Genomic DNA, 13680 nt, shown 5'->3' on the forward strand with positions numbered 1-13680 from the left:
TGTGGGTTGAACTGAGTTCGACTTGCACGATTCGATTTGCGATCGGCATTCTTTTATCTTTATTTGGAGGTGCGGCAATGACTGATTCTATATCGGTGAATGGCGATCGCGCCGCAACTGGAGGGCGATCGCTCAGCCTACCTGCCTGGTTAGTACTCATCTGCATCATTGCCTTTACGACTTTGCTAGCTGCCGGAGCAGCGATCTGGAAAAATGCCCCACCCGTCCCCGATGTGGTGCAATCCCCGCAGCAAGAAATTATCCTGACACGAGCCGAGATCCAAGCGGGACAAGAAATCTATCTAGCTCGCGGCGGGCAACACATTGGCAGTATTTGGGGACATGGCAGCTATCTCGCGCCCGATTGGACGGCTGACGTGCTGCATCGCTGGGGATTAAGCACTGCTGGCGTTCTCTATAACAGTCAGCCAGATTTTTCTCAAGCAGACTTGGATGCTTTACCCGCTCCCGAAAGAGCCAGTTTGGCAGCAAGGGTAAGCGAGCAGTTCAAGACCAACCGCTACGATCCCCAAACCCGCACGCTACTCCTGACGGATGCTCAAACTCAAGGCTTGAAACAAGTTTTTCAAGATTATCAGCCACTTTTAGCGCATGGTTCTGCCATCCACTCTATTCCTGATGGCTGGTTCAAAGACGATACCCAAATTCGCAATGTCACTGGCTTCTTTGCCTGGACTGCTTGGGCAGCTTCTGCCAATCGCCCCAATGCTCCTTTTTCCTATACGGCGAATTGGCCCGCCGATCGCCTAATTGGTAATCAAGCTCCAGGACAGTTTATCACCTGGTCGATCCTATCTGTGGTGGTTTTGATTGCGGGTATTGGCGTGTTTCTATTTATCTACCTGACGCAAGAAGAAACAGATGAAGTCCAGCCCGTTCCGGCTCGTCCAGCCGTCCGCATTCCTACGCCCAGCCAGAAAGTAACCTCGCTATTTTTTGGCGTGGCGATGACATTGTTTCTGGTGCAAATTTTAATGGGGATGTTTACCGCGCACTATGCCGTGGAAGGGGAAGGATTTTACGGTATTCCCCTGATGCAATTCCTTCCCTATGCTGCCTCGCGCACCTGGCATCTGCAACTCGCTCTGTTTTGGATTGCTACCTGTTGGTTAGCAGCTGGATTGTATTTTGCGCCTCGGTTCGGTCAACACGAACCCAAGCATCAAGCCTTGGGCAATACCGTTCTGCTGGGAGCGTTGGCGATCGTAGTGGTCGGCTCGATCGTTGGCACTTGGCAAGCCGTGACAGGGGTGCTGGACGTAAAAGATAGCTTCCTTTGGGGACATCAGGGCTACGAGTACATTGAATTAGGGCGAGTTTGGCAACTGCTGTTGATTGGCAGCATGGTCTTTTGGTTGTGGCTGCTGTACCGTGCCTTCAAGCCTGCCCTGAAACAGGAAAAAACTCCGACGGGGTTAAGTCACTTTTTCCTCTACAGTGCGATTACGATTCCTCTGTTTTATTCAGTAGGGTTAGCCTACACCAACCACACATCCCTGAGCATTGCAGAGTATTGGCGCTGGTGGGTGATTCACTTATGGGTGGAAGGTTTCTTCGAGGTGTTTGCGACAGTGGTAATTGCCTATTTGTGTAGCGAACTGGGATTCCTCAAGAAATCCTCGGCATTACGCGCCACCTATCTCACCACGATTCTCTATTTAGGCAGTGGGGTAATCGGTACATTGCACCACCTATACTTCTCCGGTACGCCGACATTTATTGCCGCGATGGGAGCGGTATTTTCGGCGCTGGAAGTCGTACCCCTGACACTGATTGGCTTTGAAGTCTTAAAAACTCTGAGACTATCTCAGGAAGCAGAAGGGTTTTACCGTTGGCCGCTACGCTTTTTCATTGCCACCTGTTTCTGGAATTTAATCGGTGCGGGAGTGTTTGGCTTTTTAATTAACCCTCCGATTGTCTTGTATTACTCTCAAGGACTGAACACGACTCCAATTCACGCCCATTCTGCTTTGTTTGGCGTGTATGGTTGTTTAGCTCTAGCGCTGATGTTGTTTGCCTTGCGGGAATTTGTGCCAGAACAGGCTTGGAACGAGCGGCTCTTGCGTTTTAGCTTCTGGACGATTAATGGCGGTTTAGTTGGAATGCTAGTTTTAGGACTAATTCCCAATGGCTTCTACCAATTGGCGCAGTCGATCGAACACGGCACTTGGTATGCTCGTAGTGCTGAGGTGATTAGTAGCCCGTGGATGCGATGGACTGTATGGTTGCGGATTCCAGGTGATATTATTTTTGCGATCGGTGCGTTGACAATGTTTGTGTTTACGATGAGAGCGATCGTTGCTGTCTTTCGCTTTCCGGTCAAAACGACACAATCGGAGTTACCAAACAGGGCAATTGAGGTATTGCGCTAAGACATCACTGAGAATGACAGGGGTAAAACGACTGTGAAAGTCGTTCCCTGCCCCAGTTCGCTGTTGACATAAATCTTGCCTGAGTGCTGAGTTGTAATTGTCTTGGCGATAGCTAAACCCAAGCCATAGCCGCTTGAATGATAGGAGCGAGCCTCATCTGCCTGCCAAAAGGGATCGAAAATTCGATCCCTATCTTCTGTCGCAATGCCAATTCCAGTATCTCGAACGTCAACTTGAATCTGCGTGCCTTGAGTCCGCGCTGTTACCCAAATTCGCCCGCCCTTTGGGGTGTATTGAATTGCATTGCCAATTAAGTTAGAGAATAGTCGATTGATATGAGCGATGTCTCCCAATACATATAGCCCTGAAGTTAAATCTGATGTTAGGAGAATTTCTTTTGCTTGAGCTTGGGGTTCAAAGGACTCTACTAAACTTTTTAATGTTGGCTCCAGATCTAAAGGGGCTTTTGCTGAGTGGGGTATCTGTTGAGTTTGGTCGGAGCGAGCGAGAAAGAGCAAATCCTCAATCAGGTTTGTCATTTGGTCGGCAGCCCAGGCGATCGCTGCTATTCTTTTTTTATCCGCAGCATGAATTCGCTCTGGATGATTTAAAATCAAACCGATATTACTTTTAATCACTGTCAAAGGGCTTCTTAGTTCGTGAGAAGCGTTGGCAGTAAACCATTTGACTCGCATCAGACTTTGTTCGATCGGTTGCACTGTTTGGCGCGTCAGCCAATATCCACCCAATCCACACAATCCCAGTTCTGTAAGCAGACCGAGACTCAACCGCCAGCGCCACTTTTCCAGCAACTCATCCACTGTTCTGAGAGATTTACTGACTCGAACATAGCCCTGCAATTGTCCTGCTCTTTGAATGTCAGGACTACGAACGGCGATCGTTAACTGGCGTAACTGCCCAATTTGCTGCACCGAGTCAGACACTTGGGGGGGCAGCGACGATCTACGCCTTCCCTGTGTTGCCAAGGGTTTACCATTAGCATCGAACCATTCCAATGTCACGCCGCGAATTTCTAAATCATCCCAAATATCATCATTCAAATCGATCTGAGGATGCTTCTGCTTGCCTAGACTCAAGGCTGCAATTCTTGCCATAGCCGTCAGTTGCTGGTCTAAATCCCAGTAGAGACTGCGAGCAAATAACCAATAGGTCACTCCCGCAAACGCACCTAATAGCACTGCCATAATTGCCAAATACGTGCCAAACAAGCGGTATCTAAGAGCTTTTGAATTCACGATCGCTCCTTGAGGCGATAACCCAAGCCGTGGACTGTTTGGATTGCGTCTTTCGGGACTCCTACGTTTGTCAGCTTATGGCGCAGGCGCTTAATGTGCGCCCTCACGACTTCTTCATTCGGCGAATCTTCTAATGCCCAGAGGCGATCCAAAAGCTCAGCTTGGCTGAAGATCCGCTGGCGATTGCGCAAAAACAATTCCAGCATTTGATATTCTTTGGAGGTGACATTAACTGCTTGGGAGCCATAGGTGACAGCTAAGGTGCTGGGGTCTAACTTTAACTCTCCCCAACTGAGAATCGGTTGTCGCCCCGGACTATCTCGACGTAACAAGGCGCGGATGCGGGCTGCTAATTCGTTGACATCAAAAGGTTTAATGACGTAATCATCAGCCCCACTATCCAAACCGACAATCTTATCAGCAGAGGAGTCCCGTGCTGTCAGCATCAAAATTGGTTTTCCATAACCAGAACTACGCAGACGCTTGCAGAGACTAATGCCATCGAGCTTAGGTAGCATCAGATCTAGCAAAATCAAGTCGTAGTCGAAAGCCTCCGCCTGTTGCCAACCAGCTTCTCCATCGAGGGCAATATCTACGACATAATGCTGGTCTTGCAGCACGTCTGCTAATGTCTCCGCAATCAGTTCGTTATCCTCGACTACTAAAATACGCATCGTTTCGATCTCGATCGCATTTAAGTTTCACAAATTAGTCACATTCGTTGCCTATGCTTACGTTATAGCTGAATCTTAGAACTTGGCTAACGAATAATAAAAATTATTTCGGCTTGGAGTTACGTAATGCTGAGCGAAATTACCTTAAATCCCACCTTATCCGAGCAAACATCTGAATGCCACATCGGTGAATGTCTCATCGATCGCGCTGAAATCGATTGCTATCCCTACGCGACTCGGGGAGTTTTGTTTGGAATTCTCTTTGGGAGTCTGTTTTGGGGGGCGATCGCTGGTGTCTTCATGCTATTACTGTAAAATATCTTGAACTTGACTAACTCGCTATGCTATTACTGTAAAATATCTTGAACTTGACTAACTCGCTGGCGATCGCAGTAACTCAAGAGTGAGAGCAACTACTTTCATCTTGTTGCAATTCAAAAATTATCGATTTCAGATACCGATCTCCCGATCTTTCAGGGTTTGCTGTCTTTAATACTTTTAAAAACAGACTTTAATGCATCAATTAAGATGGGCATTGCCCACCCTACTAATAACTAGATAAACATTACTGATCGATACTTCTCGGTTAGAGTACATAGCCCTTGGAGATCCCCCAACCCCCTTAAAAAGGGAGGTATTGTTCCCCCTTTTTAAGGGGGGCTAGGGGGATCGAATTTTAATCGAGAAGTATTGCTTACTGATAACTGGTCACTGGTCACTGGTCACTGATATATGTTGCTGGCGTTGGTGAATTCTTTCTGGCGAACCCGTAGGGATCGAAGCGATTAATTTGCGCGTGTATTCTTGTTGCGGTTGGGAATAAATTGTTTCTGCACTTCCCTGTTCGACAAGTTGTCCCTGATTCATCACCAAAATGCGATCGCTCATGAATTTTACCACGCTCAAATCGTGAGAGATAAATATATAAGTGAGCTTTAATTCTTGTTGTAATTCTTTTAAAAGATTGAGTACCTGTGCTTGTACCGACACATCTAATGAGGAAACAGATTCATCGCAGATAATAAATTTAACTTCAGGATAAAGAGCTAGCGCTCTAGCAATACAAATTCGCTGCCTTTGTCCGCCAGAAAATTCATGAGGATAGCGGTTCATCAATTTAGGTTCTATCCCAACTTTAGCTAAAAATTCTGCGGCTCTTTCTCGTCGCTGTCTCGTTGTCTTACTCGTGCCATGAATCCACATTGGTTCCATCACTGCATCGCCAATCTTCATCCGAGGATCGAGAGAACTGTATGGATTTTGAAACACGATTTGCATTTCGCGGCGGAGTCGCTGTAACTGTTCGCCTTTAAGTGTGGTGACATCTTTCCCGCCAAAGAAGATTTTCCCGCCCATCGGTTGAATCAGCCGTAAAATCGTTCTCCCCAAAGTTGTTTTGCCGCAACCAGATTCACCGACTAATCCTAAAGTTTCTCCTGGATAAACTTGAAACTCAACGTTATTTACTGCCATGAAATAGCGCTTCGTTCGACCGAACCCTCCTCGAATGGGAAAGCCAACTTGAAGATTTTTGACTTCTAACAGAGGTGGCTGTTGTTGTAATTGCTCTACCCGTTGGTGAGTGGCTTCTGATGGAATTAAAGCGGGATAATGCGGTTGTTTTGACTCAATTTCCAATTCTCCTGTAGGGGTTTCCCTCACAGTCATGAAGTCGGCAACTGTCAGGAGTTTTTGCGGTCGGGAATCTAGCGCCGGACGACAGGCTAATAAGCCTTTGGTATAAGGGTGTTGGGGTTGGGAAAAAATCTGCTCTACCGCACCGTACTCGACAATTTTCCCCTTGTACATCACCGCGATCGCATCGGCAATTTCTGCCACCAATCCCAAGTCGTGGGTAATAAACATCATCGACATCTGACGGCGATCGCGCAATTCCCGCAACAAGTCCATAATCGTCGCTTGTACGGTCACGTCTAGGGCTGTGGTAGGCTCGTCAGCAATCAAAATGGCGGGATTGCAGGAAATTGCCATTGCAATTGTCACCCGCTGTAATTGCCCTCCTGATAGCTCGTGGGGATAGCGATCGAGTATGGCGAGTTTTTGTTGGTTGACCCAGGTTTGAATTTCCCTTGACGATGCATTTGGCTGCTTGACGGTGGCGAAATATTTCTGTTGTAACTCTTCGTCACTGGGTAAAAGTTTGACTTCCTGCAACCGTGCCGTGGCTTGACGACGGGCTTCAGCTTGAGATACGTTTTGATGCAAGCGAATGGCTTCAGTTAATTGAAACCCAATTGTAAAGACTGGGTTGAGGGCGCTCATCGGCTCTTGAAACACCATTGCCAAGCGATCGCCCCGATATTTCTGCATCTGGGCAGGAGATAGTTGCAATAAATCTACTGCCTGCCCGTCTGCTGCCCAAAATTTGATTTGTCCCCCCGTCACCTTCCCAGGAGTCGGAATCAGTCCCATCATCGCCAAGGACGTGACTGATTTTCCCGAACCCGATTCCCCTACAATTCCCAGGGTTTGCCCCCGCTTCAGTTCAAACGAAATGCCGTTAACAGCTTTAATGAGTCTATTGTCATCTGTAGCAAACTCTACGTGTAAATCGCGAACTGTGAGGACATCACTCATAGGAGTTAGCGGGGCGATCGATAAATTAACTGGATCTTAACAGCACCGCTTGGTAGTTGGTAATAGCTAATAGCTAATAGCTCATTGCCATTAGCCATTAACCATTAAAATGGAATATCATCCTCATCGACTTCTACAGGCGCTTTGGGTGACTCTTGAGGTGCGGCTACGGCGACAGGGGTGGGTTGTCTTTCGACTGGCGCTGAAGCACGCGGCTGGGGTGCTGGTGGGGTGTAGCTACTTGTTTCTTCCCGTTCGGTGGCGGAAGACATGAGGTTAACACCATCCAGCCTGTGAATGCGTTGTGCGGTTAATTCAGCGCGTTTCTCTTTAAAGCCCTCTTGCCGCTCTACAGTATTCATACCTAAACGACCTTCAATAATGACGCGATCGCCTTTGTGGTAGTTTTGCTGAATTTCGTCTGCCATTTTGCCCCAACCGACAACTCTTAGAGTCGCTGGGGGTCTTCTGCCCGTAGCCCAGGAATACTAACCATCATTTCGGCGATCGCCAGCAGGTTGTCGTTATTGACGTGACGTAGTTGCGGCTCTTCTTTAATTTCTGCCATCAAAATACAGCTGTTCATGTCTTCGTCTCCTTTGTGTAGGGTGTAGGGAGTCGTTATTGGTGGTTGAAAGTAGACGGTTAACCGTCTACTTTCAACTCACTTCTCCTTTATACTTCATCCCTATCTTGCCTCTAGTCCTTCAAGAGATGAGACGGATGGCTCCACTCCTTGTTCTTGTTCCACGAACTCTTGAACGCGGTGGCGGTATTCCCGCAGGGATTCATCTATCCAATCTCGATCGTTACTATTTGCGAACAAATGTACCACTGGTTCCCCTGCATCTGGCAAGATCAAAATCCAATTATCTTCATGGCGATCGAGAATCTTTACACCGTCGGTCAGTTCGAGTCTTTCTGCTGGATGGGTTTCGACGAGATGGCGCATCAAAGCTCCCTTGACCGTCCAAGGACACCGGACTGTATAAGATTTGTGGTAGACGCGGGGGAGTTCGGTGCGAATAGCGGCAAGCGATCGCTCTTGAATAGTCAGCATTTCGATTAGCTTGGCAATGCAGAACATCCCGTCGAACCCTGGATGCAATTGCGGGAAAATAAAGCCTGTTTCTCCACTTCCGCCTAAAACTACGTTTGGCGTGCGACGGCATTCTTCCATCAAGGCGGTGGGGTTTGCCTTGGTACGAATGATTTTCGCATCGTGGCGACGGGCAATTTGCTCGACAGCGCTAGAAACGTGAACGGGTACGACGACAGTGCCTCTGGGGTGTGCTGTCAGCATCATGTTGACCATCAAAGCCGTCAGCATTTCACCCCGAATTGGGATACCTGCTTCATCTACTAAGGTCATTTGTTCGCCATTCGCAGATACCTGCACGCCGAAATTAGCTTTGAGTGCTTCGACGACGTGACCGAGTTGCATCAGTAATGCTTCTTTCTCTACGGCACTGACGGCGGTTGGTTTGAGGCTAGCATTTAACACCACTGCATCGCAGCCAAATTTAGCTAGCATTTGCGGCAGGACTGCCCCAGTCACCGCATAAGAGTAGTCGATCACGACTTTAGAGTTGCTGTGGTGAACCGCTTCGACATTGAGGTGCTTTTCAAAGGCAGTGCAGTAGGTAGATACCATTTGGGTCGGATAGACGACATTACCGATTTCGTGAATTTGTACGCGCCGCAGGTCTTCTTTGAAATAAGCTCCTTCAATTTTCTTTTCTAGAGCTTTAGAAATATTGATGCCTTTGGGGTCGATAAATTCAATCAAAATGTAATCTGGGCGATCGGGATGCACTCTTACGTGAATGCCTCCAGACACTCCCATTGTTGAGATTACAGTTCGCGCCATTGGAATTGCAGTCGCATCGAGATTTTGAATGTTGATCCCGACTGACATCAATCCCGCAATTAGCGATCGCGTGACCATGCGAGAAATACTGCGCTGGTCGCGGGAAACCGTTACCTGCGCCCCTGGTTTTAATGTCGAACCATAGGCGGCTCCCAGTTTGACGGCAAATTCGGGTGTAATGTCAATATTTGCCAATCCCGTCACGCCTCGCTGACCGAAGAGATTGCGCTGAGCGGTGTGACCCCAAATTAAGTTAATATTTAACGTTGCGCCCGATTCAATTTGCTTGCTGGGCCAAACTCTGACGCTGGAACTGATCAGGGCTTCTTCTCCCACGGTAGAGAGAGAGCCTACTACCGCGCCTTCAAGGACGTGGGCGCGACGGTCTACCCGCGTACCGCGAGAAATAACGCAGGCTCTCAAGTGCGCCTCATCTCCAATCAGCGCTCCATTCCAGACAATCGGGCGCTTCAGGTTGGCATCAGCGCCAACGGTAACGTTGTCGCCAATGACCGTACCCGCAGAAATTTGAACTCTGGCTCCAATGCGGCAATTATCACCGATTAAACAAGGGGCTTCTAGGCTGGCAGTCGGATCGATGTGAGTATTTTGTCCTATCCAGATTCCTGAAGACCGCTCTTCGTAGGCATAGTCGAGTTTAACTTTGCGATCGAGTGCGTCGTACTGACTTTCTCGATAGGCATCTAAGTGACCGACATCGCACCAGTAGCCTTGAGCAATGTAACCGTACATTGGCTCGTCTTTTTCCAATAATAAGGGAAATAATTCTTTAGAAAAGTCACTTTCTTGATTTTCTGGCAGATATTCCAATACTTCTGGTTCCAAAATATAAGTACCAGTATTTACCGTGTCGGAAAAAATTTCGCTAGAAGAAGGTTTCTCTAAAAAGCGGCGGATGCGTTGCGATTCATCTGTAATTACTACACCAAATTCAATTGGGTTGGGAACGCGGGTTAAAACTACAGTGGCTTTCGATTTTTTCTGTTTGTGAAATTCTATGGCTGCGGTGAGGTCAAAATCTGTGATGCTGTCACCGCTAATCACTAAAAACGTGCGATCGAGCAATTCTGCGATATTTTTGACGCAGCCTGCCGTTCCTAGCGGCTGATCTTCCTCAACGGCATAAGTCATCTGTACGCCAAAGTCGCTACCATCTTGAAAGTAGTCGCGCATTACGTCAGGTAAGTAGTGTAGAGTGGCAATCACTTCTGTAATCTGATGCCGTTTGAGCAGATTAATAATATGTTCTGCGATCGGTCGATTCAGCACTGGAACCATCGGTTTAGGAAGATCGCAAGTCAGCGGTCGAAGCCGCGTTCCAGATCCTCCAGCCATCAGTACTGCGCGCATAATTCCTCCTTAGATGTTCCACCCATTAGTGGTGTAAAGCCAACACTTCGAGCAACGCTAGTCTTTATCTAGTTTCCTATGTCTCTCCCACTTGCGGCACTCCCACAGGTTACATCCCACCAACAAACTCGATGGATTCTACCTACCACGCTTTCCAACTAATCATGCTACGGGCATTCAAGCAACTGCAATAGCGCTAGAAGCGGTATCAATTGTGTCAGCTAAACTGGGAGAAGGTGTGGAGTGTAGGGCGTGGGGTGTGAGGACAAGGGAGACAAGGGAGACAAGGGAGAGGGGGGAGACAAGGGAGAGGGGGGAGACAAGGGAGACAAGGGAGACAAGGCAAGCAGAGGAGAAATTACCGATCGCTGGTCACTGGTCACTGATAACTGATAACTGATAACTGTAGAGGTAGATGCGGAATGAGTAGTTTAATTACTTTGTTATTAGTCTTAGCTTATGGCGGTGGTGTTTGGAAGTTCTGGACTGGATTTCACCGCACAAATTTCTCTCGCTCTTTTACTAACAGGCTAAGATTATCTCTACTGTGGCCTGCTTTGATCGTGGCAAATAAGTCTTATCGCCAGAATTTTAGAAGAGCGCTGAAGGGATGATGGAAAGGAGACAGAAGGGGGACAAGGAAGACAAGGGGATAAGGGAGAGATTCACTCTCAAATCCGAAATCTAAAGTCTAAAATTTCCCTCACTCCTCAACGCCAGATGTTTCAAGTCGAGGAACCGCAAGAGCGCACTGGCTCCTCGTCACTCCTCACTCCTCTGTGGCTCATTGGTGGAACGCAGGAAAGCGCTCAATTGGCTGAGGCGATCGCACGGGCTAATTTGCCGTGTATAATTTCTGTCACAACGGAATCAGCTCGCGCGCTCTACCCCGATGCGGCTTGTCTGCAAGTACGGGTGGGGCGTTTTACCTGTTTGGAGATTGAAGCGTTCGTGCAACAGCAGGTGGTTGGTGTGTTGGATGCATCACACCCCTATGCTGTAGAAATTTCCCAAAGTGCGATCGCAGTTTGTCAAAAGTTGGGAATTCCCTATTTGCGGTACGAGCGTCCTGTTTTCAAGGGAGTAGGGACGGGCTGGGAGCAGGGAGCAGAGAAACGAATAGATGGTTTTGAATCTTTGCTGTCGGGGGACTACTTACAGGGACAAAGGGTGTTACTAACTATTGGTTATCGACCTCTGCATCTGTTTCAATCTTGGCAGGATAAGGCAACTTTATTTGCCCGTATTTTACCTAGTGCGATCGCATTAGAATCTGCTTTGAAGGCTGGGTTTGCTAACGATCGCTTAATTTGTCTGCGTCCACCAATTTCGGCAGCTTTGGAGGCGGCTTTGTGGCGACAATGGAATATTTCTGTAGTGGTGACTAAGGCTTCTGGTGCGCCTGGGGGAGAGGATGTGAAGCGAACTGTGGCTGCTGAATTGGGGATCGATTTAATTGCGATCGATCGTCCAAATATTGAATATCCGCAGCAAACTAGCGATTTATCAGTGGCTCTAGATTTTTGCCGTATGTTATTTGGATAATTGAGGATTGGTGGCGGGCGATCGCAACTTTCCTAGTTTTGTTACTTTTTTGTTCCAGTTCTGTCACTTTTTTTAAGTTAAATTGTAGTCGAATGTGAAATCAAAGTTCCAGTTCTATAACTTTGTTTCCTATCTTTTTGTTTTCAAGCAAGTTGTAAGTACTCGCTTCAAATTTATATGCAGTTTAGTAGAGGAATACGGTAAAAGTATAGCCATATAATCCTAACATTTAGGAGGAATTTTCATGAATTCATACATTTTCTTTGAAAGTGCGCTTCAGCTTTTAGTAATAGCTTATCTCATCTCAGTGATGCTATTACTTACAGTTTCTAAAATTGGTTTAGCCGTCATTGAAACTATTGAAGACGCTCAAGACTAATGGCAATAAGAAGAGATACGTCAACTCGACTAGAGTACATCAATTTGATTCCCAAATTGTGAAAATTCTACCCAATTATACCCCGAGGCGATCGCTTATCAATGACGCTCGATCCCACGTTTATACCCAAGCAACAACCAGCATACCCAAAACTACTTTTTTCTCTTTGAAGACTGATTCACTCTTGACTCGACAGTAAACTTTGGGATTTCCCGCAGTTCAGACTCGCTCAAACTATACTGTTCGCAAACTAAGCTGAGGCGCTTTCCTGGGGTTTGTACGGGATTGACGGAATGGGTTAAATTGCCTTGAAAGTATACTAATGTATTAGCTTGTGGTTTAATCTGTCCGACTTGACGCTTATCGCAGCGCAGTATCAATTCTCCTCCTTGCATATCTGGTGGTAGTTGCACGTAAAGGACGCTGACGATTGTGGGTGGTTCGATGATTTTACAATAGGAACGTAAGGAGCGATCGATATGCGGATCGACACGGGAGCCTGCGGTTAGGAGTAAGGGATTGAGGTAAAAGGCATTACAATCCGATCGCAGGGCTAGATTGATATATGGTTTGAAGTAAGGAAATTTTTGTTCTACTTCTGCTATTCCAGCACGTTGAAATACTACAGAAAATCCTTTGGTTCCTACAAAGTCACGGTTGAGATTGTTGGTAGTAAAGTAGGGACACGCTTGAATTTGTCCCCATAAGTCGTTGAGGTAGTTGCTGGGAAAGCAAGCTGGTTGTTGGTGGTAGTATTTCAGTTTCACAAGAAACAGAGAGTAGGGGGAAAATTCGGAATTCGGAATTCAAGACTTTTGACTTTTTTATTTATACCCAGTATGCGGGATTAATACCCAAATTTAACTGGGACGAAAGACGCGATCGAATGGCTGCTTGCGGTAGCGTCTGTAGATGTCGAAGTCTGCATCTAATGTGGCGATCGCGCTGATATCCAATCTTTCTGATATAGTCACCAAAGTAAGATCGGCAAAGTCTGGCTTCAGATCGGCATACTGAAGATTTAATTCTACGATACGGGTGAAATCGTTTGGTTGCAGGTGTTCGATCGCAATTATTTCCTGTGCGACCATGAGCAATAGGTCATTTTGTACCAGTGGATTTCGCGGTAGTAAGTGTAGAGATTCCGTGATGCAAGCTACCGTTGTCAACATGATACTGGTAGAGTTCATCATGAATGGATAGACTTGAGCGTGATAGCGATCGTTCCGATTAAAGAAAGCAACGAGTATACCCGTATCTACCAGAAAAATCGGATAATAGCTCATTCTGGATTTTCTTCCAGCAATCGTTTGGCAATATAGCGTTTACGCGCTTTCCGTTCTGACAAATCTGGCACTCCATCAAATAAGTGGGGTTCTCTTCCCATCCGTTCTGCTAGTGTTTGCTTACCAGCTTGCAGGCTTAACCACTTCTGATTGATGATTCTCCTTATTGTCTCGCTTCTATCTGCTTGTTCGTGCGCCACAATCTCAGCTAGCCGCGCCTCGGTTTCTGCGTCTAGTCTGACAGCTATTAGTCCCATGTTTGTACTCCTGTTTGTTATACAAGTATAACGCAAGCGATCGCGCTTGGA

Annotated in this window: 15 protein-coding genes; 6 read left to right on the forward strand and 9 right to left on the reverse strand. The window is 47.1% G+C overall.

The annotated features are described in order from the left end of the window. Window positions 1–77 precede the first annotated feature (77 nt). Window positions 78–2393, forward strand: coding sequence for a nitric-oxide reductase large subunit (locus M5J74_RS17555; protein WP_106217348.1), 2316 nt, complete (start codon window positions 78–80; stop codon window positions 2391–2393). Here the strand turns inward: M5J74_RS17555 and M5J74_RS17560 are convergent. Continuing rightward, window positions 2390–3649, reverse strand: a complete 1260-nt coding sequence (locus tag M5J74_RS17560; RefSeq protein ID WP_015155371.1) for a cell wall metabolism sensor histidine kinase WalK — start codon at window positions 3647–3649, stop codon at window positions 2390–2392. The genes M5J74_RS17555 and M5J74_RS17560 overlap by 4 nt on opposite strands. Beyond that, the gene (locus M5J74_RS17565; RefSeq protein WP_015155372.1) at window positions 3646–4323 is read right to left on the reverse strand and encodes a response regulator transcription factor; all 678 of its coding nucleotides are present in this window, start codon (window positions 4321–4323) and stop codon (window positions 3646–3648) included. The genes M5J74_RS17560 and M5J74_RS17565 overlap by 4 nt, the downstream gene beginning before the upstream one ends. 126 nt (window positions 4324–4449) lie before the next feature. Between M5J74_RS17565 and M5J74_RS17570 the strand changes: the two genes are divergently transcribed. Then, window positions 4450–4638 carry a hypothetical protein gene (locus tag M5J74_RS17570; RefSeq protein WP_015155373.1) on the forward strand — a complete coding sequence of 63 codons (189 nt, stop codon included), beginning with the start codon at window positions 4450–4452 and terminating at the stop codon, window positions 4636–4638. A 393-nt stretch (window positions 4639–5031) separates the two neighbouring features. Here the strand turns inward: M5J74_RS17570 and M5J74_RS17575 are convergent, their stop codons facing one another. The 4 genes from M5J74_RS17575 to M5J74_RS17590 form a co-directional block, all read right to left on the reverse strand. Then, window positions 5032–6921: an ABC transporter ATP-binding protein gene (locus M5J74_RS17575; protein ID WP_250012623.1), complete on the reverse strand. Its 1890-nt coding sequence runs from the start codon at window positions 6919–6921 to the stop codon at window positions 5032–5034. A gap of 104 nt (window positions 6922–7025) precedes the next feature. Further along, window positions 7026–7349, reverse strand: a complete 324-nt coding sequence (locus tag M5J74_RS17580; protein WP_250012624.1) for a single-stranded DNA-binding protein — start codon at window positions 7347–7349, stop codon at window positions 7026–7028. A gap of 20 nt (window positions 7350–7369) precedes the next feature. Next, entirely contained in the window at window positions 7370–7507 is a 138-nt protein-coding gene (locus M5J74_RS17585) for a hypothetical protein (protein ID WP_250012625.1), read from the reverse strand. Window positions 7508–7609: 102 nt separating this feature from the next. Further along, window positions 7610–10162 (reverse strand): mannose-1-phosphate guanyltransferase, encoded by a 2553-nt coding sequence (locus M5J74_RS17590; RefSeq protein ID WP_015155376.1) that lies wholly within the window; start codon window positions 10160–10162, stop codon window positions 7610–7612. A 214-nt stretch (window positions 10163–10376) separates the two neighbouring features. Here M5J74_RS17590 and M5J74_RS17595 point away from each other — a divergent pair, with 214 nt between their 5' ends. The 4 genes from M5J74_RS17595 (at window position 10377) to M5J74_RS32790 (ending at window position 12086) form a co-directional block, all read left to right on the forward strand. Further along, window positions 10377–10562 (forward strand): hypothetical protein, encoded by a 186-nt coding sequence (locus tag M5J74_RS17595; protein ID WP_250012626.1) that lies wholly within the window; start codon window positions 10377–10379, stop codon window positions 10560–10562. Window positions 10563–10584: 22 nt separating this feature from the next. Beyond that, window positions 10585–10776 (forward strand): hypothetical protein, encoded by a 192-nt coding sequence (locus M5J74_RS17600; RefSeq protein WP_015155377.1) that lies wholly within the window; start codon window positions 10585–10587, stop codon window positions 10774–10776. 106 nt (window positions 10777–10882) lie between these two features. Then, window positions 10883–11707: a cobalt-precorrin-6A reductase gene (locus M5J74_RS17605; protein ID WP_250012627.1), complete on the forward strand. Its 825-nt coding sequence runs from the start codon at window positions 10883–10885 to the stop codon at window positions 11705–11707. Between the two features lie 244 nt (window positions 11708–11951). After that, window positions 11952–12086, forward strand: a complete 135-nt coding sequence (locus M5J74_RS32790; RefSeq protein ID WP_256498205.1) for a hypothetical protein — start codon at window positions 11952–11954, stop codon at window positions 12084–12086. A 152-nt stretch (window positions 12087–12238) separates the two neighbouring features. On the opposite strand, the gene M5J74_RS17610 is transcribed toward M5J74_RS32790, so the two are convergent. The 3 genes from M5J74_RS17610 to M5J74_RS17620 all read right to left on the reverse strand — a co-directional run bounded on the left by M5J74_RS17610 (window position 12239) and on the right by M5J74_RS17620 (window position 13629). Next, on the reverse strand, window positions 12239–12847 hold the full coding sequence (locus M5J74_RS17610; protein WP_371934054.1) for a 2OG-Fe(II) oxygenase: 609 nt from the start codon (window positions 12845–12847) through the stop codon (window positions 12239–12241). 99 nt (window positions 12848–12946) lie between these two features. Beyond that, window positions 12947–13372, reverse strand: a complete 426-nt coding sequence (locus tag M5J74_RS17615; RefSeq protein ID WP_015155381.1) for a type II toxin-antitoxin system VapC family toxin — start codon at window positions 13370–13372, stop codon at window positions 12947–12949. Beyond that, entirely contained in the window at window positions 13369–13629 is a 261-nt protein-coding gene (locus M5J74_RS17620) for a hypothetical protein (protein ID WP_015155382.1), read from the reverse strand. The genes M5J74_RS17615 and M5J74_RS17620 overlap by 4 nt, the downstream gene beginning before the upstream one ends. Between the last annotated feature and the right edge of the window lie 51 nt (window positions 13630–13680).

It is taken from the genome of Chroococcidiopsis sp. CCNUC1, assembly GCF_023546805.1.
Classification (GTDB): Bacteria; Cyanobacteriota; Cyanobacteriia; order Cyanobacteriales; family Chroococcidiopsidaceae; genus Chroococcidiopsis; species Chroococcidiopsis thermalis.

Coding starts and splice junctions, on each gene's coding strand:
- M5J74_RS17605 (WP_250012627.1), top strand. CDS start 10,883: ATGTTTCAAGTCGAGGAACCGCAAGAGCGCACTGGCTCCTCGTCACTC.
- M5J74_RS17620 (WP_015155382.1), bottom strand. CDS start 13,629: ATGGGACTAATAGCTGTCAGACTAGACGCAGAAACCGAGGCGCGGCTA.
- M5J74_RS17580 (WP_250012624.1), bottom strand. CDS start 7,349: ATGGCAGACGAAATTCAGCAAAACTACCACAAAGGCGATCGCGTCATT.
- M5J74_RS17555 (WP_106217348.1), top strand. CDS start 78: ATGACTGATTCTATATCGGTGAATGGCGATCGCGCCGCAACTGGAGGG.
- M5J74_RS32790 (WP_256498205.1), top strand. CDS start 11,952: ATGAATTCATACATTTTCTTTGAAAGTGCGCTTCAGCTTTTAGTAATA.
- M5J74_RS17585 (WP_250012625.1), bottom strand. CDS start 7,507: ATGAACAGCTGTATTTTGATGGCAGAAATTAAAGAAGAGCCGCAACTA.
- M5J74_RS17565 (WP_015155372.1), bottom strand. CDS start 4,323: ATGCGTATTTTAGTAGTCGAGGATAACGAACTGATTGCGGAGACATTA.
- M5J74_RS17600 (WP_015155377.1), top strand. CDS start 10,585: ATGAGTAGTTTAATTACTTTGTTATTAGTCTTAGCTTATGGCGGTGGT.
- M5J74_RS17615 (WP_015155381.1), bottom strand. CDS start 13,372: ATGAGCTATTATCCGATTTTTCTGGTAGATACGGGTATACTCGTTGCT.
- M5J74_RS17575 (WP_250012623.1), bottom strand. CDS start 6,921: ATGAGTGATGTCCTCACAGTTCGCGATTTACACGTAGAGTTTGCTACA.
- M5J74_RS17570 (WP_015155373.1), top strand. CDS start 4,450: ATGCTGAGCGAAATTACCTTAAATCCCACCTTATCCGAGCAAACATCT.
- M5J74_RS17590 (WP_015155376.1), bottom strand. CDS start 10,162: ATGCGCGCAGTACTGATGGCTGGAGGATCTGGAACGCGGCTTCGACCG.